14 protein-coding genes are annotated in these 17356 nt (G+C 67.6%); 7 read left to right on the top strand and 7 right to left on the bottom strand.

Annotation, left to right across the window (positions count from 1 at the left end):
- Positions 1-182: 182 nt before the first annotated feature.
- On the bottom strand, positions 183-833 hold the full coding sequence (locus tag JWN03_RS07040; RefSeq protein WP_297611439.1) for an amino acid-binding protein: 651 nt from the start codon (positions 831-833) through the stop codon (positions 183-185).
- A gap of 276 nt (positions 834-1109) precedes the next feature.
- On the opposite strand from JWN03_RS07040, the gene gatC reads away from it, so the two are divergent.
- Positions 1110-1409, top strand: coding sequence for an Asp-tRNA(Asn)/Glu-tRNA(Gln) amidotransferase subunit GatC (gatC, locus tag JWN03_RS07035; RefSeq protein ID WP_297611537.1), 300 nt, complete (start codon positions 1110-1112; stop codon positions 1407-1409).
- Positions 1406-2875, top strand: coding sequence for an Asp-tRNA(Asn)/Glu-tRNA(Gln) amidotransferase subunit GatA (gene gatA, locus JWN03_RS07030; protein WP_297611437.1), 1470 nt, complete (start codon positions 1406-1408; stop codon positions 2873-2875). The genes gatC and gatA overlap by 4 nt, the downstream gene beginning before the upstream one ends.
- Before the next feature lie 93 nt (positions 2876-2968).
- Here the strand turns inward: gatA and JWN03_RS07025 are convergent, their stop codons facing one another.
- On the bottom strand, positions 2969-4264 hold the full coding sequence (locus JWN03_RS07025; RefSeq protein WP_297611434.1) for an alpha/beta-hydrolase family protein: 1296 nt from the start codon (positions 4262-4264) through the stop codon (positions 2969-2971).
- Positions 4265-4767: 503 nt separating this feature from the next.
- A complete protein-coding gene (locus JWN03_RS07020) occupies positions 4768-5679 on the bottom strand; it encodes a hypothetical protein (protein WP_297611431.1) in 912 nt (303 codons plus the stop codon).
- Positions 5680-5846: 167 nt separating this feature from the next.
- Between JWN03_RS07020 and JWN03_RS07015 the strand changes: the two genes are divergently transcribed.
- From JWN03_RS07015 to JWN03_RS06995, 5 genes are all read left to right on the top strand, one after another.
- Positions 5847-7085, top strand: coding sequence for a sensor histidine kinase (locus tag JWN03_RS07015; protein ID WP_297611428.1), 1239 nt, complete (start codon positions 5847-5849; stop codon positions 7083-7085).
- Positions 7086-7393: 308 nt separating this feature from the next.
- Complete coding sequence (locus tag JWN03_RS07010) at positions 7394-8053, top strand: response regulator (RefSeq protein ID WP_297611425.1); 660 nt, start codon at positions 7394-7396, stop codon at positions 8051-8053.
- Positions 8054-8149: 96 nt separating this feature from the next.
- Positions 8150-11029 (top strand): serine/threonine-protein kinase, encoded by a 2880-nt coding sequence (locus JWN03_RS45430; RefSeq protein ID WP_366914370.1) that lies wholly within the window; start codon positions 8150-8152, stop codon positions 11027-11029.
- A gap of 242 nt (positions 11030-11271) precedes the next feature.
- Complete coding sequence (locus JWN03_RS07000; protein WP_297611422.1) at positions 11272-12153, top strand: helix-turn-helix domain-containing protein; 882 nt, start codon at positions 11272-11274, stop codon at positions 12151-12153.
- On the top strand, positions 12150-12368 hold the full coding sequence (locus JWN03_RS06995; protein WP_297611419.1) for a DUF397 domain-containing protein: 219 nt from the start codon (positions 12150-12152) through the stop codon (positions 12366-12368). Before JWN03_RS07000 ends, JWN03_RS06995 begins: the two co-directional genes overlap by 4 nt.
- 156 nt (positions 12369-12524) lie before the next feature.
- Here JWN03_RS06995 and JWN03_RS06990 read toward each other — a convergent pair whose 3' ends face one another.
- From JWN03_RS06990 to JWN03_RS06975, 4 genes are all read right to left on the bottom strand, one after another.
- Complete coding sequence (locus JWN03_RS06990; protein ID WP_297611418.1) at positions 12525-13556, bottom strand: ATP-dependent 6-phosphofructokinase; 1032 nt, start codon at positions 13554-13556, stop codon at positions 12525-12527.
- Between the two features lie 83 nt (positions 13557-13639).
- Complete coding sequence (locus JWN03_RS06985) at positions 13640-14527, bottom strand: hypothetical protein (RefSeq protein ID WP_297611416.1); 888 nt, start codon at positions 14525-14527, stop codon at positions 13640-13642.
- 104 nt (positions 14528-14631) lie between these two features.
- Positions 14632-15411 carry a hypothetical protein gene (locus JWN03_RS06980; protein WP_297611414.1) on the bottom strand — a complete coding sequence of 260 codons (780 nt, stop codon included), beginning with the start codon at positions 15409-15411 and terminating at the stop codon, positions 14632-14634.
- A gap of 163 nt (positions 15412-15574) precedes the next feature.
- Complete coding sequence (locus JWN03_RS06975) at positions 15575-17329, bottom strand: serine/threonine-protein kinase (protein WP_297611412.1); 1755 nt, start codon at positions 17327-17329, stop codon at positions 15575-15577.
- Positions 17330-17356 lie beyond the last annotated feature (27 nt).

The following is a 17356-nucleotide window of genomic DNA, read 5'->3' as shown; positions in this document are numbered from 1 at the left end:
CAGGTACGCCGCGTGATCGGCGGCTTTTCTACGTAGCTACATAGTAGATGACCTACTGAGCTGAATAGTAGATAAAACCTGAGAACTTGACGCCGAACAGGCGCGACGGCAGGAAAGCCCCTGCCCGGCAACCGAATCGCGCCGGTGCGAGAGAGCTCACACCGGCGCGAAAGAGTAGAAAATCAGCCCAGAACGGTGGCGACTATCCCCGCCAGATAACCCAGGCGCGCCACCTCGGAGGGGCGGAAATCGGGTCCGCCCGGGCGGCCCAGCAGCAGTACCTTGCCGGTATTGCCCAGCGGTGCGGCGGCCAGCTTGGTGTCCATGTCCTTCCACAGCTCCGGCACCCAATCGCCTTCACCGTCCAGGATGGCCGGCTTCTCGAGCGGCATCCAGGGCGCCGAGGACGCCTGGGTGGACGGGGCGCTCTGGCTGCCCACCACGCGATAGGCGCCCTGCGGGCCCATATCTATCACGGTGCTCCAGCCGACCCGCAAGACCCGCGGTACGCCGTCGACCAGCACCTGCAGCCGGTCGTCGCGTGCATTGGCGACCTGGTCGATGAGCTCGAGTTCGCGGTGGGTGTCGAGCATGCCCGAGTACGGGCGCAGCGAATCCACCTGTACGTCGTGTACGGATTCCGCTGCGGTAATAAGCGTGTCCGGAAGTGCGCCCGTCGGAACCTCGACCACTATGTCGTCGATCGCGAAACCGTCACCGCGGTCGACGACATCCAGGGAAAGGATATCGGCGCCTACGGAACCGAGCGCGAGAGCGAGCGAACCGAGACTGCCTGGACGATCCGGAAGTTGCACGCGAAGCAGGTATGACACGTGCCTTCCTTTCTTTCCTGTGCGACCGAGACTTTCGGACGGGTACCCGAGTCCCGCAATATTTACACCCTCCGGTGCGGGTTATCGAATCGAAGCCATTCGTGTGACCTAGGACACTTACCGGTCGGTCACGTATCGAAGCGAGTGGGTGTCCAACCAAGGTATCGCGGGCGGTGATTCGCCGCTCGCGATACCTGCCACGGTGCTCCCGGTGCACCCCGCTAGGCTGTCGGATGCCGAATCTTCATGCTCGAACCAGCCGAAAGGGGTCCCGCGGTGCCCGCCATCTCCAGGGACGAGGTCGCACATCTCGCCCGGTTGTCCCGGCTCGCTTTGACCGATGACGAACTCGATCTGTACGCCGGTCAGTTGGATTCCATCCTGACCTACGTCGCGCAGATTTCCGAGGTCGCCGCGGCCGATGTCCCCGCCACCGCCTCCCCGAACCCCGCGACCAATGTGACGCGCCCGGACGTGGAGCAGCCGTGCCTCACCCCGGAGCAGGCGCTCTCCGGTGCGCCCGCGGCCGAGGACCAGCGGTTCCTGGTTCCGCAGATTCTGGGAGAGGGCGCATGAGCGAGCTGACCAAGCTTTCCGCCGCGGAGCTTGCCGAGAAGATCCACGCCCGTGAGGTGTCCTCGGTCGAGGTGACCGAGGCGCACATCCAGCGCATTGCCGAGGTCGACGGCGAGATCAATGCCTTCCTGCACGTCGCCGGTGAGCAGGCGCTGCTGACCGCCGCCGAGGTGGATCGCGCGATCGCCGCCGGGACCGTCGCCTCGCCGCTGGCCGGTGTTCCCTTGGCGCTCAAGGACGTTTTCACCACCACCGACATGCCGACCACCTGTGGGTCGAAGATCCTCGAGGGCTGGGTCGCGCCGTACGACGCGACCCTGACCACGCGGCTGCGCCAGGCGGGCATCCCGATTCTCGGCAAGACCAATATGGATGAGTTCGCCATGGGCTCCTCCACCGAGAACTCGGCCTACGGCCCGACCCGGAACCCGTGGGACACCACCCGGATTCCGGGCGGCTCCGGCGGTGGCTCGGCGGCGGCGCTCGCCTCCTACCAGGCTCCGCTGGCCATCGGCACCGATACCGGTGGTTCCATTCGCCAGCCCGCCGCGGTCACCGCGACGGTCGGCACCAAGCCCACCTACGGCACCGTCTCCCGGTACGGCCTGGTCGCCTGTGCGTCCTCGCTGGATCAGGGTGGGCCGTGTGGCCGCACCGTGCTGGATACCGCGCTGCTGCACGAGGTCATCGCCGGGTACGACCCGCGCGACTCCACCTCGCGCAATGTCCCGGTGCCGCCGGTGGTGGCCGCCGCCCGCGAGGGTGCGAAGGGTGATCTGACCGGTGTGAAGGTCGGCGTGGTGCGGGAGTTGCACTCCGACAGCTACCAGTCGGGTGTCATCAATTCCTTCGATGCCGCTGTGGCGCAGTTGAAGGAGCTCGGCGCCGAGGTGCTGGAGGTGTCCTGCCCGAACTTCGTGCACGCGCTGGCCGCCTACTACCTCATCCTGCCGTCCGAGGTGTCCTCCAACCTGGCGCGCTTCGATTCCATGCGGTACGGCGTGCGCGTCGGTGACGACGGTTCGCACAGTGCGGATCAGGTCATGTCGATCAGCCGTGCGGCCGGTTTCGGCCCGGAGGTCAAGCGCCGCATCATGATCGGCACCTATGCGCTGTCGGCCGGTTCCTACGACGCCTTCTACGGTCAGGCGCTGCGGGTTCGCACGCTGATCGCGCGCGACTTCGACAAGGCGTACGAGTCGGTGGATGTGCTGGTCTCGCCGACCAGTCCGTTCACGCCGTGGAAGCTGGGCGAGAAGGTCAACGATCCGCTGGCCATGTACCTCTCCGACCTGTGCACGCTGCCGACGAACTTGGCCGGGCACTGCGGTATGTCGGTGCCGTCCGGGCTGAGCGCGGACGACGGTATGCCGGTGGGTCTGCAGATCATGGCGCCGGCGCTGGCCGACGACCGGCTCTACCGCGTCGGTGCGGCCTACGAGGCGGCGCGCGGCCCGGTCGCTTGATACCGAACCCGATCCTCTGATCGGACAAGCTGATTCGGCTCCCGGCTGGTTGCTCCCGGCCGGGAGCCGTTCTGTTTTGTGAGCTGTGCCGGGTCAGCAGCTGCCCAGAGCCGTGCCCTGATCGGTGCCGTAGCGGTGGCCGTGCCCGGAGGGAGCGTCGAGGGCGCCGAGCAGATCCGCGCTGGTCTGAATGAAGCTGACGAACGGAAGCCAGCCGGGGACAGGGGCATCCGGCCGGGTGCCGGTGAGATTCGGTGCGCGCCACAGCAATGCCGGAGACCAGCGGACCACGGGGTCGGAGGCATTCGCGAGAACCATTGCGCCGCTGCGATATACCTGCCCCGCCGGCGGCCCGGCCCACAGCACCGCGCAGGTGCGGCGGGCCTGATCGGCATCATCGGTGAAGATCGAGCTGCCGCCCAGCGCGCCCAGACTCTGACCGTAGACGTACAGCTTCGGTGGGTGGGGCAGCGTCGAAATCCGTTGTTCGACAGCATCGAACAGGGTGCGAGCGGACTGTTCGGCGGCCTTGCGGCCGAAGACGAAGGTCGCCCAGCTGGGCGCGTCCGAATATTGCAGTCCGACCAGCGCCACATCGCCGCCGAAGCGCTGATCGAAACCGGCGGCCGCCTCGCCGTCGATCCAGCCGGAGCCGGTCGGCACGGTGACCACCAGATTCCCGCGCTGTAGTCCGCCCGAGCGCTCCAGCTCTCGAATCACCAGCGCCACCCGCGCATTCAGGTCCGGCGCCGAATTCAACCCCACGTACACCCGCACCGCCTGAGCCGGAGTTCCGGCCACGAACTTGCGCCCCTGCGCGCCCAGCGACGGCCAGCTCGCCATCGACACCGGGCTACCCGACCGCGTCGCCGCACTCGGCTGCGACAGACCCGGATCGACAAAGGCATTCGCCGACGCATAGGCCGCCTTGCGCCAGTCGACGACGGTGGGCACCACCACGAACTGTGCCGCCACCCCGGCCCCCAGCAGTAGCGCCAGACTGCGCATCCGCCCCAAACGCCGCACCACCCAGCGGATTCCGAGAATGCCGCCGACCACCACCCCGGTGATGACCGCCGACCCGACCGCCCACTGCACCCAGTACCAGGGTCCGACAGCCGACACCCCCATCGCACCCCGCAGCCGGTTCTGCCAATCCTGCGCCTGCGCCATCGCGACCAGCACCGCCGCCCCGGCCACCACCAGCGCCGGTGCCCGCCAACGCGCCGGCACTCCACCGAACCCCATCCGCCGCACCACAACCCGCCCGAGTCCCACCACGGTCAGCCCGAGCAGCACCAGCACCGCGGTCACCACCGCCTGCGCAGTCGGAGTGCGCGGCAACAACCCCGGCGCGAGCGAGGCCAGCACCCCGAACACGACTCCCACCGTCGTCCCCACCCGAGGTGCCCTGAATCTCACACGCGCACCGGAGGATTCGCGCACCTCGCGCCGGATTCCTGCGGTCGGTCGCCCCTGAACCCCGATGCGGTTGCCGCGCAGGCGCATCGACCGCGACCTCGGGGTGGCGGTCACATCCGAGTCCGGACGCGCAGTGACAAGCGAGTCACCGTCATGAGGTGATGTGGTTCGCGGGTCGGCTTCAGAGGGCGGGGGGACAGCTGCCCGTCCCCGGAATTCGTCGCGGTGCTCCCCGGCGACCGAGTCGTTGCCAGCGGGCGTCGTGGTCTGCGGCCCGAGGTCTGCTGTGCCGCTCGTGGTCGCCGCTGTCGTACTGCGGAACTTGTCGGGCCGAGCCGTAGCGCGTCCTCGGCCGGACAGCAGCGGCTGCGGATCCGGAACCTCATGAACTGGTGTGGGACCGGCAGCATCGACCCCGGTCGAGCCCGTGATGTCGGCCGCGCTCATCGGTGCAGTGTTGTGGCTCTTCATTACGCCACCGCCAGGGTGCGGGGTCGGCTGTTGGAGGTGCGGGCTGCGCGGCGGAAGGCGACCGTGGCTGCGATGGATCCGATTGTCAGGACGGCGATTCCGGCGGGGAGGAGGGAGTGGGAGGGGCCGAAGGACTTGTCGAGGCCCGGTTCGTGGATCGGGGCGCCGTAGTGCTGGCGGATCGAGTTGAGGTCTACGAAAGTGCTGGCTACGCCTGCCATGACCTGGCATTCGGTGCGAGAGACGGGGTTGGTGCGGGTATCGCAGGACGCGTACATGCGCTGTTCCAGTGCGGCATCGGCGGTTTGGCGGGCCCAGGGGCCGAGGGGGTGGCCGCGGTTGTCGGCGTAGCGGAGCAGGTCGTAGCCGAGATCGTGAGCCTTGCAGGCGAGGTCGAACTCCTGTGGGAGCGGGATGGGGGAGGAGCAGTCGCCGTGCGGGTCGACGAGTATGCCTGCCTCGATGACCGGTCGGTATCCGGCTTCGGTGACGAAGTCCTCGGGGATCTTGGCCGGATCGGGGTGTGCGGCAGTCGATTCCATGATTCCGGTGCGGGCCCCGGCATCCTCCGCAATCGCCGGTGCGGTCGCGGCGGCGCTCGCCGAAGGCGCGAAAGCTACTGCGACCGATAACAGTACGGACGCGGCCGTCGCGAGCATGCCGTAGCGATACAGGCGGCCTCTTGCGGGCGGTGCACTCGGCACGAGCGGCGGGTCCTGGTCGATGCGGATCGACGCCGACTCGGCCGTGCGGTGCTCGTTGCGGGAGTTTCGACTGCCGGGTCGGCCGCTGCGATCAGCGCCGGTCGCCAGGTCCGTACGGACGGCGCCGGCGGGCAGGGCTCGGGTGGTGTCACTCGCGAGCGGAGTGGAGTGGGGCGCAGTGACCGGGTCGGACGGGAACGCTCTCATGTGGAATGACGCTAGGAATCGGAGCGATATCCGGGCTTCACGCTGGGGGACTGTTCCCGCATGGGCGGGGCGGGGGAGCCGGGTGGGCGGGCAGTACTCCGGTACGGGGTGCTAGATCACTCGGGGGTATGACGTGCACGGCCGCCGAGTTCTCTACCGTCGAGAGCATGGTCGGTAAATTGGCGAAGAATGGGCGCTCGTCGGCGTCGCGGCAATGGGCGCGGCAATGGTTCGACGGTTTCACCGTATTGGTCGCGGTCGTATTCATCGCGGTCGCGTGGCCGACGCTGCACATCACCCATCAGGTGCCGGCGGCGGCGCAGCCCTTCATTGCCGGGTTCGCGGCCTTCCCGATTCTGCTGATGCGGGTGAATCCCGCTCTGGGATGGGCGGTTTCGGCCGGATCGGCGCTGCTCATCTCGCTCGCGGTGCCGCATCAGCACGGGAACAATCTGCCGTTCCAGGTGGTGCACATTCTGTGCCTGTTCACGCTGGTATTCGCGGTGGCGGTGCGCTCGCCCATACAGATCGTCGGTGTGGCCTGGCTGGCGACCTCGCTGCTGTTCGCCACCACGATGGCGGCGACCGGGGACAGCTTCGCGCAGGCCGGGTTGGGCTGGCCGATCGCCATCACCGGCCTGGTGGTGCTGGGCCTGCTGGTGCGCTGGGTGGCGGTATCGCGGCAGGCGCTGCTCAAGCAGGCCGAGGAGACCGAGCTGGAGCGGGCCCGCCGCGCCATCCTCGAGGAGAAGGCGCGCATTGCCCGCGATCTGCACGATGTGGTCGCGCACCATATGTCCATGGTGGTGGTGCAGGCGCAGACCGCGCCCTACCGCATCGACGGGCTGTCTCCGGAGGCCCGCGAGGAGTTCGAATCCATCGGTTCGGGAGCCCGCGCCGCGCTCAATGAGATTCGCGGACTGCTGGGTGTGCTGCGCAGCGACGGCCAGCTGCCCGAGCACGCACCGCAGCCCGCCGCGGCCGATGTGCTGAATCTGCTGGAGGGCGCCCGCCGCGCCGGGGTACCGCTCACCTGGACCATCGACGGCAGCCTCGACCTCGTACCGGCGACCACCGGTCTCGCGCTGTACCGCATCGTGCAGGAGTCCCTGGCGAATGCGTCGCGGCATGCACCCGGTGCGCCGGTGTGGGTGCGGATAGCCAGCGCCACCGCGCTGACGATGTCGATCACCAATGATCGGCCGCACGGTCCGGGCCACGGTGATCAGTCCGGCGGCAGCGGTATCGCGGGAATGCAGGCCCGAGCCTTGGCGGTCGGCGGCACCCTCACCGCCGCACCGCGTCCCGACGGCGGGTTCGAGGTGCGTGCTGATCTGCCGTTCGGTGCGGTTGTCGAAGGAAGCGCGACGGCCGCACTGGGGTCTGACGCGCTGGCCGGAATGTAGGGCGGTTGTCGCCTCCGTCGTCACGGCGGACTTTGGCCGGGATCCACTGTGGATCCCGGCCAAAAGCGTGCCGGGATGACGGAGGTGAACGTGCCGGGATGACGGAGGTGAACGTGCCGGGATGACGGAGGTGAACGCGCCGGGATGACGGAGGTGAACGCGCCGGGATGACGGAGGTGAACGTGCCGGGATGACGGGGGTGAGGATGCGGGGATGACGGAGGTGGGCGCGTTGGGGTGCGAACGTGCTGCGGCGGGGCTGTTGGGTGGGGGACGTGGCAAACTCGGTGAGGTGCGCGAGGTGGGACTGTGGTTATAACGGTATTGATCGCTGATGATCAGGCGATGGTTCGGCAGGGGTTCGGTGCACTGCTGTCCGCGCAACCCGATATCAGCGTGATCGGGGATGCGCCCGACGGCAAAACCGCTGTGGCGGAGGCGAAACGGTTGCGGCCGGATGTGGTGCTCATGGATGTGCGCATGCCGGAGATGAACGGGCTCGATGCGGCCCGGGCGATTCTCTCGGCGGGCTTCGATCCGCCGGTGCGGGTGCTCATGCTCACCACCTTCGATATCGACGACTATGTGTACGAGGCGCTGGGTATCGGCGCGAGTGGCTTTCTGCTCAAGGACGCACCCGCCGAAGAGTTAGTGCGCGCGGTGCGCGTGGTCGCCGCCGGTGATGCGCTACTCGCGCCGACCGTCACGCGCCGGCTCATCGCCGATGTCACCAAGCGCCGCAATCGCCGCACCCCGGCGCCTGCGCTGTCGGTGCTCACACCGCGCGAGCGGGAGGTGCTGGAGTTGGTCGCACGCGGCCTGTCCAATGCCGAGATCGCCGATAATCTCTTCGTCGCGGAACAGACCGTGAAGACCCATGTGTCGAAAGTTTTCGCCAAACTGAACCTGCGTGATCGCGCGCAAGCGGTGGTGCTGGCCTACGAATCCGGACTGGTGACACCGGGCTGATTCAGCGGTGACAATGGGCTGTCACCAGCCACGGTAAGGCAGCGCTCGGCGCGGTAGGCTCACGGACTTGTACGTCACCGGAAGGGGGTCGTCGCAGTGTTGAACAACGGTGACGTGTTCGCCGGTTTCACCATTGAGCGGCTGCTCGGACAGGGCGGGATGGGATCGGTGTATCTCGCCCGTCACCCACGGCTGGGGCGGCTCACCGCCTTGAAGCTGCTGAATCGGGAGCTCTTCGCGGACAGGGAGATCCGCATTCGCTTCAATCGCGAAGCCGATCTGGTGGCGCAGCTGGATCACCCCAATATCGTCGAGGTGTACGACCGCGGTACCGAGGACGAACAGCTCTGGATCTCCATGCAGTACATCGACGGGGTGGATGCCGCCGGGGTCGATGTCACCATGCTGCCGCCGGAACGGGCCGTGCAGATTATCGAAGGTGTTGCCGCCGCACTGGATTACGCGCACACCATGGGCGTGCTGCACCGGGATGTGAAGCCCGCCAATATCATTCTGGCGCGCGCCGTCGGCGGGCACGGAGAACGGGTGTTCCTCACCGACTTCGGCATCGCCCGCCTGCGTGAGGATTCCACCCACCTGACCCAGCGCGGCATGTTCACCGCCACCCTGGCCTACGCCTCGCCCGAACAGATGACCGGCGCGCACCTCGATCACACCACCGATCAGTACTCCCTGGCGTGTGCCCTCTACTGGCTGCTCATAGGCGCGGGTCCCTTCGATTCCCCGGACCCCTCCGAACTCATTCGCGGCCACCTGCAACTGCTGCCCCCGCCGGTCAGCCTCCGCCGCCCCGGCCTCACCCCCGCCATGGACGCCGTCATCACCAAGGGCATGGCCAAGCGCCCCATGGATCGCTTCCCTTCCTGCACCGAATTCGCCAAGGCCGCCCGCCGCGCCCTCACCGCATCCCCGGGCCAGTCGATCTACCCGAATCAGCCAGCCCCCCAACCGTCTTCCCCGCCCGGCTACGCCGCGGTCCCGCCCCCCTACGCCGCCCCGCCCGCCGGCTACCCCGCCGCCCCACCCCCCTACTCGCCCGGACCTGTTCCGCCGCAGGGCTATCCGGCCACCTACCAGGTGCCGCCACAGGGCTACCCCGCCGGTTACCCCGCCCCGCAACAACCGGCACTGGCTCCGCAACAACCGGCACTGGCCCCGCAACAACCGGTTCCCGCCCCTCAACAGCAGATCCCCAATTCCGTGCCCGCGCCCCACCCCCAGGGCCAGGCCGCACACACGTCGCATCCCAATACTCCAGCCCCGCAGCTGATCACACCGCCGGCCCCCGGGGGCTATTCATCCGACCCGGCGAATCCGCAAGCCCCACAAGCAGATGCGTCCAGCCAGCCGACAGATGTAGTGCCGCAACCGATTGCGTCCCCCGCGCATCAGGAACCCGTCCCGCCGCCCGCCGCCACCCCGCCCCCGCCGTCCTCCCAGGACATGTACTCCCAACCAACCGATTCCTTCCCGACCCCGAGGGTTCCCTCACGGGCCACGCTGTCCGGGCCCGTCACCGGTGCCGATGAGCTGCAGCCCGCGAGCACTGTTGCGCCGCCGGCGGATCCCGCCGCACGTTCGGACCCCAAGCCGCAGGTGCCAGGCGCTGACACCCGTCTGTCATGCGCCACCGACTCGGAGTCCCCGCCGGACACCCCACCTCAGCCCGTATCGCAAGGCTCCACCGAGTTGCCGTCCACGAGCCTCGGTGCACGTCCCGCGGATCCCGCCGCGGGCCCGAAACATGCGGCCCGGGTCCCGTCATCAGACAGCAGGCCGTCGACCGCGCCCGGTTCGGAGCCGGGAGTTCCACCGCAGCCTGCGAGTTCGGAACGTGGAGAGCCGGGTGGGCCGCCCCAATCGGTGGATTCTCGGCATGGAGAAGGGGGTTCGTCGCAACAGTCCGCCGAACCCGGCTCGCTGGAATCGCGCATCTCGGCCGAAGGCGGGCGGTCCGCTGCGGCGACTGCCGAAGTGGCGGCTTCGGGTGGCTCGGCCGCTAGGCAAAGGGCCGCAAGATATTCGGCCACGGGGGTACCGGAACCCGCTGAGGGAGAATCGAATGCGGACGAAGGATCGCTGACGGACGCCGTCGGTGCGCCGAATGCGGGCGACGCGAAGTCCGGGGGTGCGCCGGGTGGCTCGGTGGCAGAGAGCGCCGCGCAAGATTCCGACACTGGGCAGCCGCAGGGCGCAGGTTCGGCGGCTCGCGCGCATTCGGCCGACGAGGGTGGGGCCGCGCCGGGGCGGGGGAACGAGGGCGCTCGCGCGGAGTTCGAGAGGGCTGGGTTCGCCTCCGGTGCTGTGGATCCGGACAGTGTGCTGACGGCCGATAGCCCGGTTGTCGCGGCGGGTGTGGAGTCGAATGCCGAATCAGCGGGAACCCATGGGGTGGAGGGCTATCCGGGGGTGGGATTGCGGCATCCGAGGTCGGGGGCGTTTGTGCCTGCGGGGGAGGGTGTTTCCGGAGGTTCGGAGCCGGAGCGGACTTGGGCTCGCGGTGCGGCGACTGGGAGCGAGGCCGCGGGTGTGGAGACGACTGGGTCTGGGATGCCGTTCGGCAGTGTGGAATCCACCGGCCAGGGTCCGCAGTTTTCTGGCCCGGAAACCACGGGCCCCGGATCTCAATTCGCCCGAGGTGAGAGCGCGGGTCCGCAGTACGCAGGTGTGGAGGGTGCGGGGGTGGGACCGCAGTTCCCGGCTGTGGAGGGTGCGGGGGTGGGACCGCAGTTCGCGGCTGCGGAGGGTGCGGGGCCGCGGTTTGCAGGTGTGGAGAACACCGGGCGGGGGTTTGGGCCGCCGTCGGGGTATCCGGTGAATTCGGGTGCGCAGCAGCAGGGTTCGGGGGTCGGTGGGGTGGAGCGGTCGCAGGTTGCGGCGCTGGTGGTGTTGGGGGTAGCGGTGTTGGCGCTGGTTTTGCTGTTGGCGATTGTGGTGGTGCAGGTCGCGGGGTAGGGGCGAGTGGTGCTGCCGCCGTTGGCGGTATGAGGTTGGTGCGCCCGGCTCGGGGACGAGGGGGACCAGGATCAAGGCTCCGGCTCTGGCCGGGCGCGATTCAAGTCCAGCATTGCCGGAACCGGTGGGCAACCGAATTCGCGCGTCCCGGGAAAGTTTTGCGAAAGCGCCAGGTCGGCATTCATACCGCATGGGAGCATCGTTCATAGTGACCGAAGACTGCCTTCGCGGGGGAGCACGCTATGTCCGAGCATGGTTCTACACTGCCGCGCCGTCAACTGGGGCGATACCTGCGTGAGGGGCGGATGTTATGCAATGTGACGATTGCCGAAGCGGCGGCGCTGATGGAGTGGAGCGAGTCGAAACTCCAGCGCCTGGAAACCGGTAACGCGGAAAAGATTCGCGTACTGGACATTAGGGAATTATGTCGCATATACGACTTCGATGAGGAATTCACCACCGCCGTCGTCGGCCTCGCCCAACAGGCGAGTGTCAAGTCCTGGTGGCACGAATACGACGACCTCATTCCCGAGGGTTTCAATGTGTATGTGGGCCTGGAGGCTTCGGCCCGCGGCCTGATCTCCTACCAGCCCGATCTGATCCCCGGCCTGTTGCAGACCGCCGACTACGCGCGCGTCCTGATCAGTGATTACTGGCCGGATGCTGCACGCGAAGAGATCGACCGCAGAGTGCAATTGAAGATCCGCCGGCAGTCCCTTTTGACCCGAAAGCGCAGTGCTGCAAGCCTCGATATGGTGGTGCACGAAACGGCATTACGCAGGGTCGTAGGCAGTCCGCGGATAATGGCGGCGCAATTGCGACGCGTCGCGGATATGTCGACACTCCCGACGATTGCTGTGCGTGTACTACCCTTCTCAGCGGGCGTCCCGATCGGGCATACCGTCGGGCCCTTCGTGATTCTGGATTTCGGCCGGGACAGCGGCAACAAGCCGGTCGAACCCACCGTGGTGTACCTGGAGAACTTCCTGGGCGATCTGTACCTGGAGAAGCAGGCCGCAGTCGACCGGTATCTCGAGGCGTACCAGGCTCTTCAGCGCTCTGCGCTGGACGATGCCACCAGTAGGGATCTCTTGCGGAAGGCAGCGAAGGAGTACGAGACGTGAACGTCGAACCGTCCGGCGTGAGGTGGTTCAAGAGCGCGCGCAGCACCGGCGCGAAGGAGTGTGTGGAGATCGCTTTTCTCGATAGTGGTGTGGGAGTACGGGACAGCAAGAACCCGACAGGCCCGAAACTGGTATTCGGCCCAACCGAATGGGACAACTTTACCGCCGCACTGACGAGCGGCAGCTTCGATCCGACCGCCTCCCCGAACCTTTAGCGCACAGCTTGGGAGCCGTTGGCTGTTGGGGATGCGTGGTGCGGTTGGGAGGCGTGACGATTTGGGGGTACCCCCGGAGTTACCCCGAACTTGCGAAATCAGTTGTCACCCTCTGTAAAAATTGGGGCCCTGCACTCCTGTGCAGGGCCCCAATTCTTACCCGAAGAACGCTGCGGCTTCCCGGTAGCGGTCCTGCGGAACGAGTTTGAGCTGCTTGGTGGCTTCCGACAGCGGAACGAGGTCGACCTCTGTCCCGTGCAGTGCCACCATCTGCCCGAAATTCCCGGCGTGCACGGCTTCTGCCGCATGCACGCCGAAGCGGGTGGCCAGCACCCGGTCGTACGGTGTCGGGGTCCCGCCGCGCTGCACATGGCCGAGCACGGTCACCCGCACCTCTTTCCCGATGCGCCGCTCGATTTCCGGAGCCAGCTGCTGCGCCACCCCGGTGAACTTCACATGCCCGAATTCGTCGATTCCGCCGTCGCGCAACGACATGGAGTCGGGCGCCGGATGCGCGCCCTCCGCCACGACGCAGATGAAGTGCGAATCACCGCGCTGGAAGCGGCGTTTCACCATGGCGCAGACCTCGTCCACATCGAACGGGACCTCGGGCACCAGGGTCAGGTGCGCACCGGAGGCGATACCGCAGTTCATGGCGATCCAGCCCGCATGCCGGCCCATCACCTCGACCAGCATGACGCGCTGATGTGATTCCGCGGTGGTGTGCAGCCGGTCGATGGCCTCGGTGGCAATGGCCACCGCGGTGTCGTGGCCGAAGGTGGTGTCGGTGCAGTCGATGTCGTTGTCGATGGTCTTGGGTACCCCGACCACCGGCACGCCCTCTTCGGCCAGCCAACTGGCGGCCGTCAGCGTGCCCTCGCCGCCGATGGGGATGAGAGCGTCGATGCCGTTGTCGTCGAGAGTCTGCTTGATGCGCGGCAATCCGGCCCGCAGTACGTCCGGATTGGTGCGTGCGGTGCCGAGAATGGTGCCGCCCTTGGTGAGCAGCCGGTCGGTGCGATCATTGTTCAGGATCTGGATCTTGCGATCCTCGAGTAGCCCGCGCCACCCGTCCTGGAAGCCGATGATCGCATCACCCCAGCGGCCGTTCGAGGTGCGAACGACAGCACGGATCACCGCGTTCAGGCCTGGGCAGTCTCCGCCTCCGGTCAAGACTCCGATGCGCATATGCCCTATCTTGCCCCGAGTGTGGTGCCCTGTGGGTCGCGCCCCCGTGAACCGCTGGTTACGCCTGGTTTTTCACTTCGCACTCAGCAGGCGCCGCCGCGCAGTTCGCCCAGATGCTTGCCGATGAGCGCCGAGATCTTGGTGAGCATGGTGGTGCCCTCGTCGAAGGAGCCCGAAGTGGCCTGTGCGGCAATCGCGATGGCGACCTGCCCACCCTGGACCGGTATCAATCCGAACTGCCGGACCAGGTAGTTCCCGCTGGGATCGGGTCCCCACCCACCCTTGAATTGGGCGCCGTCCAGCGTGCCGAGCCCCCAGCGCTGCCCTGAGCTGATCTTGCCCATGAGCGAGGTGACGGATTCGGACTGCGGCAGGCACGGCAGTTTCGAGGCGAATTTCAGCTGATCGGCAATGGACCACTCGGCTTGCCCGAAAGCCGAGTAATCGGCGCGAGCCCTGGTGGCGGGCACCGTGGTGACGGTATCGCCGCCCTCGCGCAGCACCGCCTGCACGGTGGCGGCAGCGGTATCGGGGGTGCCCAGCGACTGCCACAGGGTGTCGGCAGCGGTGTTGTCGGAGAGGGTGATGGCCGCGGTAGCAGCAGCGGTGTACCCGCCGGGGTTCTGCCGTAGCGCGGCCAGCGCGAGCGGCACCTTGATGCTCGACCAGGCCGGACCGGAATTCCAATCACCCACTGCCACCACCCGATCACCACCGACCGGCATGACGGCCAGCCCGATCTTGCCGCTGAGCGAAGGCTGCAGCTCATTGGTGAAATCCCAAGCGAGCGTGCCGGGCACCGCGAGGTTGACGGCGGAGGTGGTGGTTGTCGGTCCGGCGGCCGCGGTGGTGGCATCGGGTACCAGCACCGGCTTGCTGGTGCAGCCGGTCAGGACCGCCACCAGCAGGACCGCCGCACCACCGCCCGCGACACGTGCGAAGCGGCGACGTAGCGAATACGGTGCGTCCACCCGGTTACCTCCATCATCTCCGGTGAGTCCCTGTTTCCTAGCGGACTCACCGGTATGCGTCAATCTCGAGGATTGCCGTGTGCGCCGGGGGATTCCATGTGCTACTAGTGCGTGCAGAGGCCCCCGGGCAGATCAGGGAGGTGATCGCCGACCAGCAGCGCGAGCTTGTCCATCATGTCGGTGGCGTCGTCGAAGGAGCCGGAGGTCGGCTCGGCGGCCATGGCCACGGCGATCGGCCCGGCGAGCGTCGGCACCAGACCGAATTGCCGCACGGTGTATTTGCCGGTGTCGTCGTCCGGTCCCCAGCCGCCCTTGAATTCCGCGCCGATCAGCCTGCCCAGACCCCAGCTCTGACTCGGGGTGATGTCACTCATCAGCGAGACAACCGAATTCGCCCGCGGCAGGCAGGGCAGTTTGGACGCGAAGCGCACCTGATCGGTCAGCGACCAGTCGGTCGCGCCGAAGGCGAGCTCGTCATCGGCCCCCATCATGGCGAGGCGGGTGTGCCGGGCCGCGACATCGGTGAAGCCGTCACCGGCCTCGCGCAGGATCGCTTCGACCGCGTCGGCGGCCTCGGCCCCGTTCCCGAGCGAGTTCCAGAGTTCCTGCGCCGCATCATTATCGGAGAAGGTGATGGCCGCCTCGGCGGTGGAGCGCAATCCGGTCGGATCACGCCGCAGCGCGGCGAGTGCGAGCGGCACCTTGATGGTGGACCACGCGACTCCGGAGCTCCAGTTTCCCAGCACCGTCATATCCCCGCCGCCGACCGGCATGACCGCGAGACCGATGCGGCCGTCGAGTCCGGACTGCAGATCCGCGAAATCGGCGGCGAACGTAATGGATTTGGGCAGCCCGAACAGGCCCGGCAGGTTCGGCGCGACCATCGAGAGACCCGGCGCCGCAGCCGTTTCGGCGGCAGGCGCCACGCTCGCGGACCCAGCCGTGGGAGAACCCGCCGAACTCACATGCACCGCGCATGCGGATGCCGCTAATAACGTCGCCAGGGTAACGCCCCGAGCAATGGCCTTGCGACAGGCCGGAATCGGGTCAGTAGACATACACCACCGCGTTCTCACCACCGATGCAGGTGACCAATTTCCCTGTCGCCGTGCAGTTCATCGTGTACGCCCGATTTGTTACCGGGCTGACAACCACCACACTACTTGCCGAACCCGGCCGGCCCGAAGTCGCATCGGCATATGCCTGGCGAACCTGTTCCGCGAAAGGGCAACTGGTAACCGTGGATCCGATCGCGGAGCCGGTGTAACCGTTGACTGCCGGATAAACCAGCGGACACGGAGTCGAACCCGCCGGCAGCTGGACGGTGGTCTGCGCCGGAGGAGCGGTCGATGTCTTCGGTCCCGACAGTGGCACGGTGATGCTCGGATTGCCCTGTGCCACGGTCGTACTCGGTGATTCGCTCCGGGAGTGGTCGAGGACCTGCCAGCCCACCGCACCGGCGATCGCGGCAGCGGCGACCACCAGTACGCCGATCGATATCGGCGCCGCCATCGATTTGCGCCGCGGCCGGTAGGACGGCGCGGGCTCCGGATCCGCTCGCGGATGGTCCGACGTCGGATACAGCGAGGGATCGGGTGTCGGCGCATACGGGAAATCCCGCTGCGGCGTCGCCGCGTGACCCCAGACCGGCGCCTGCGGCTGCTGCGCGCTCTGCGGCAGCGGCTGATAGTGGAAGTCGCTGACACGCACCCTGGTCGGGTCCGTCGGCAGGATCACCGGCAGATCCGAGGTGCCCGGCCCATCATCGGGCGGCGGGAAGGCGCCGGTGGTGTAGATCGGGTACCCGCCGGAAATCGGTTGCACCACGGTCGGATCCGAGCTGCGGACGGTGGGCAGCACGGTGGTGGGTGCGGCCGGCGGTGGCGTGGGAGTCAGCGTGCCGGGCGCGGCGGGCGGCACCATCCGGCCGGGCTGCAGGATCTCGGTCGGCGCCGCCTGCACCGGACCACCGGCGAGGGCGGTCCGCGCGGCCCGGGCGAATTCGCCCGCCGTGAGATAGCGGCTCCTCGGATCCTTGGCCAGCGCCCGCGCGACCACATCGTCGAGCGCCGCCGGAATCCCGGAGTGCTGCAGGCTCGGTCGCGGCGGCGGTTCGGAAAGATGGCCGCGGATGAGCACACTCATATTGGTCGCCGGGAACGGCTTGTTGCCGGTGAGGCATTCGTGCAGCACACAGCCGAGCGAGTACAGATCGGCGCGCCCGGTCACCGGTCCGGAGTCGTCGAACCGCTCCGGAGCCATATACGCGTACGAGCCGACGGCGGTGCCCGCCATGGTGATCCCGGTCTCGCCCTCCGTGCGGGCGATGCCGAAGTCGGCGAGATATGCGAAATCCGCATCGGTCACCAGGATATTGGCCGGCTTGACATCGCGGTGCACCAGACCCGAGTAGTGCGCGGCGTCCAGCGCCGCGGCGATCTGCTCGACAATGCCCACCGCGCGCTGCGGCGACATCGCGCCCTGGGTGCTCAGCAGGCTGCGCAGATCCTGCCCGCGCACCAGCCGCATATCGATGTAGAGCTGGCCGTCGTACTCGCCCCAATCGTGGATCGGGATGATGTGCGGCTCGGCCAGCCGCGCGGCCGCTTGTGATTCGCGGCGGAAACGTTCCTGGTAGGAGGGGTCTTTCGCGAGTTCGGCGGGTAGCAGTTTGACGGCGACGACCCGGTCCTTGGAGGTGTCGTAGGCCTCGTAGACCTCCCCCATTCCGCCTCTGCCCAGCAACGAGCGCAATTCGTACGGCCCGAACCTGCTGCCGGCCCGCGATGGCGGTGCTTGCACGCCGTCCAACCTCCAACTCCATGGGCG

The organism is Nocardia sp., assembly GCF_025465275.1.
In the GTDB taxonomy this organism is placed as follows: Bacteria; Actinomycetota; Actinomycetes; order Mycobacteriales; family Mycobacteriaceae; genus Nocardia.
The sequence above is the reverse complement of the archived record's forward strand: the minus strand, read 5'-3'. Positions and strand labels throughout refer to the sequence as shown.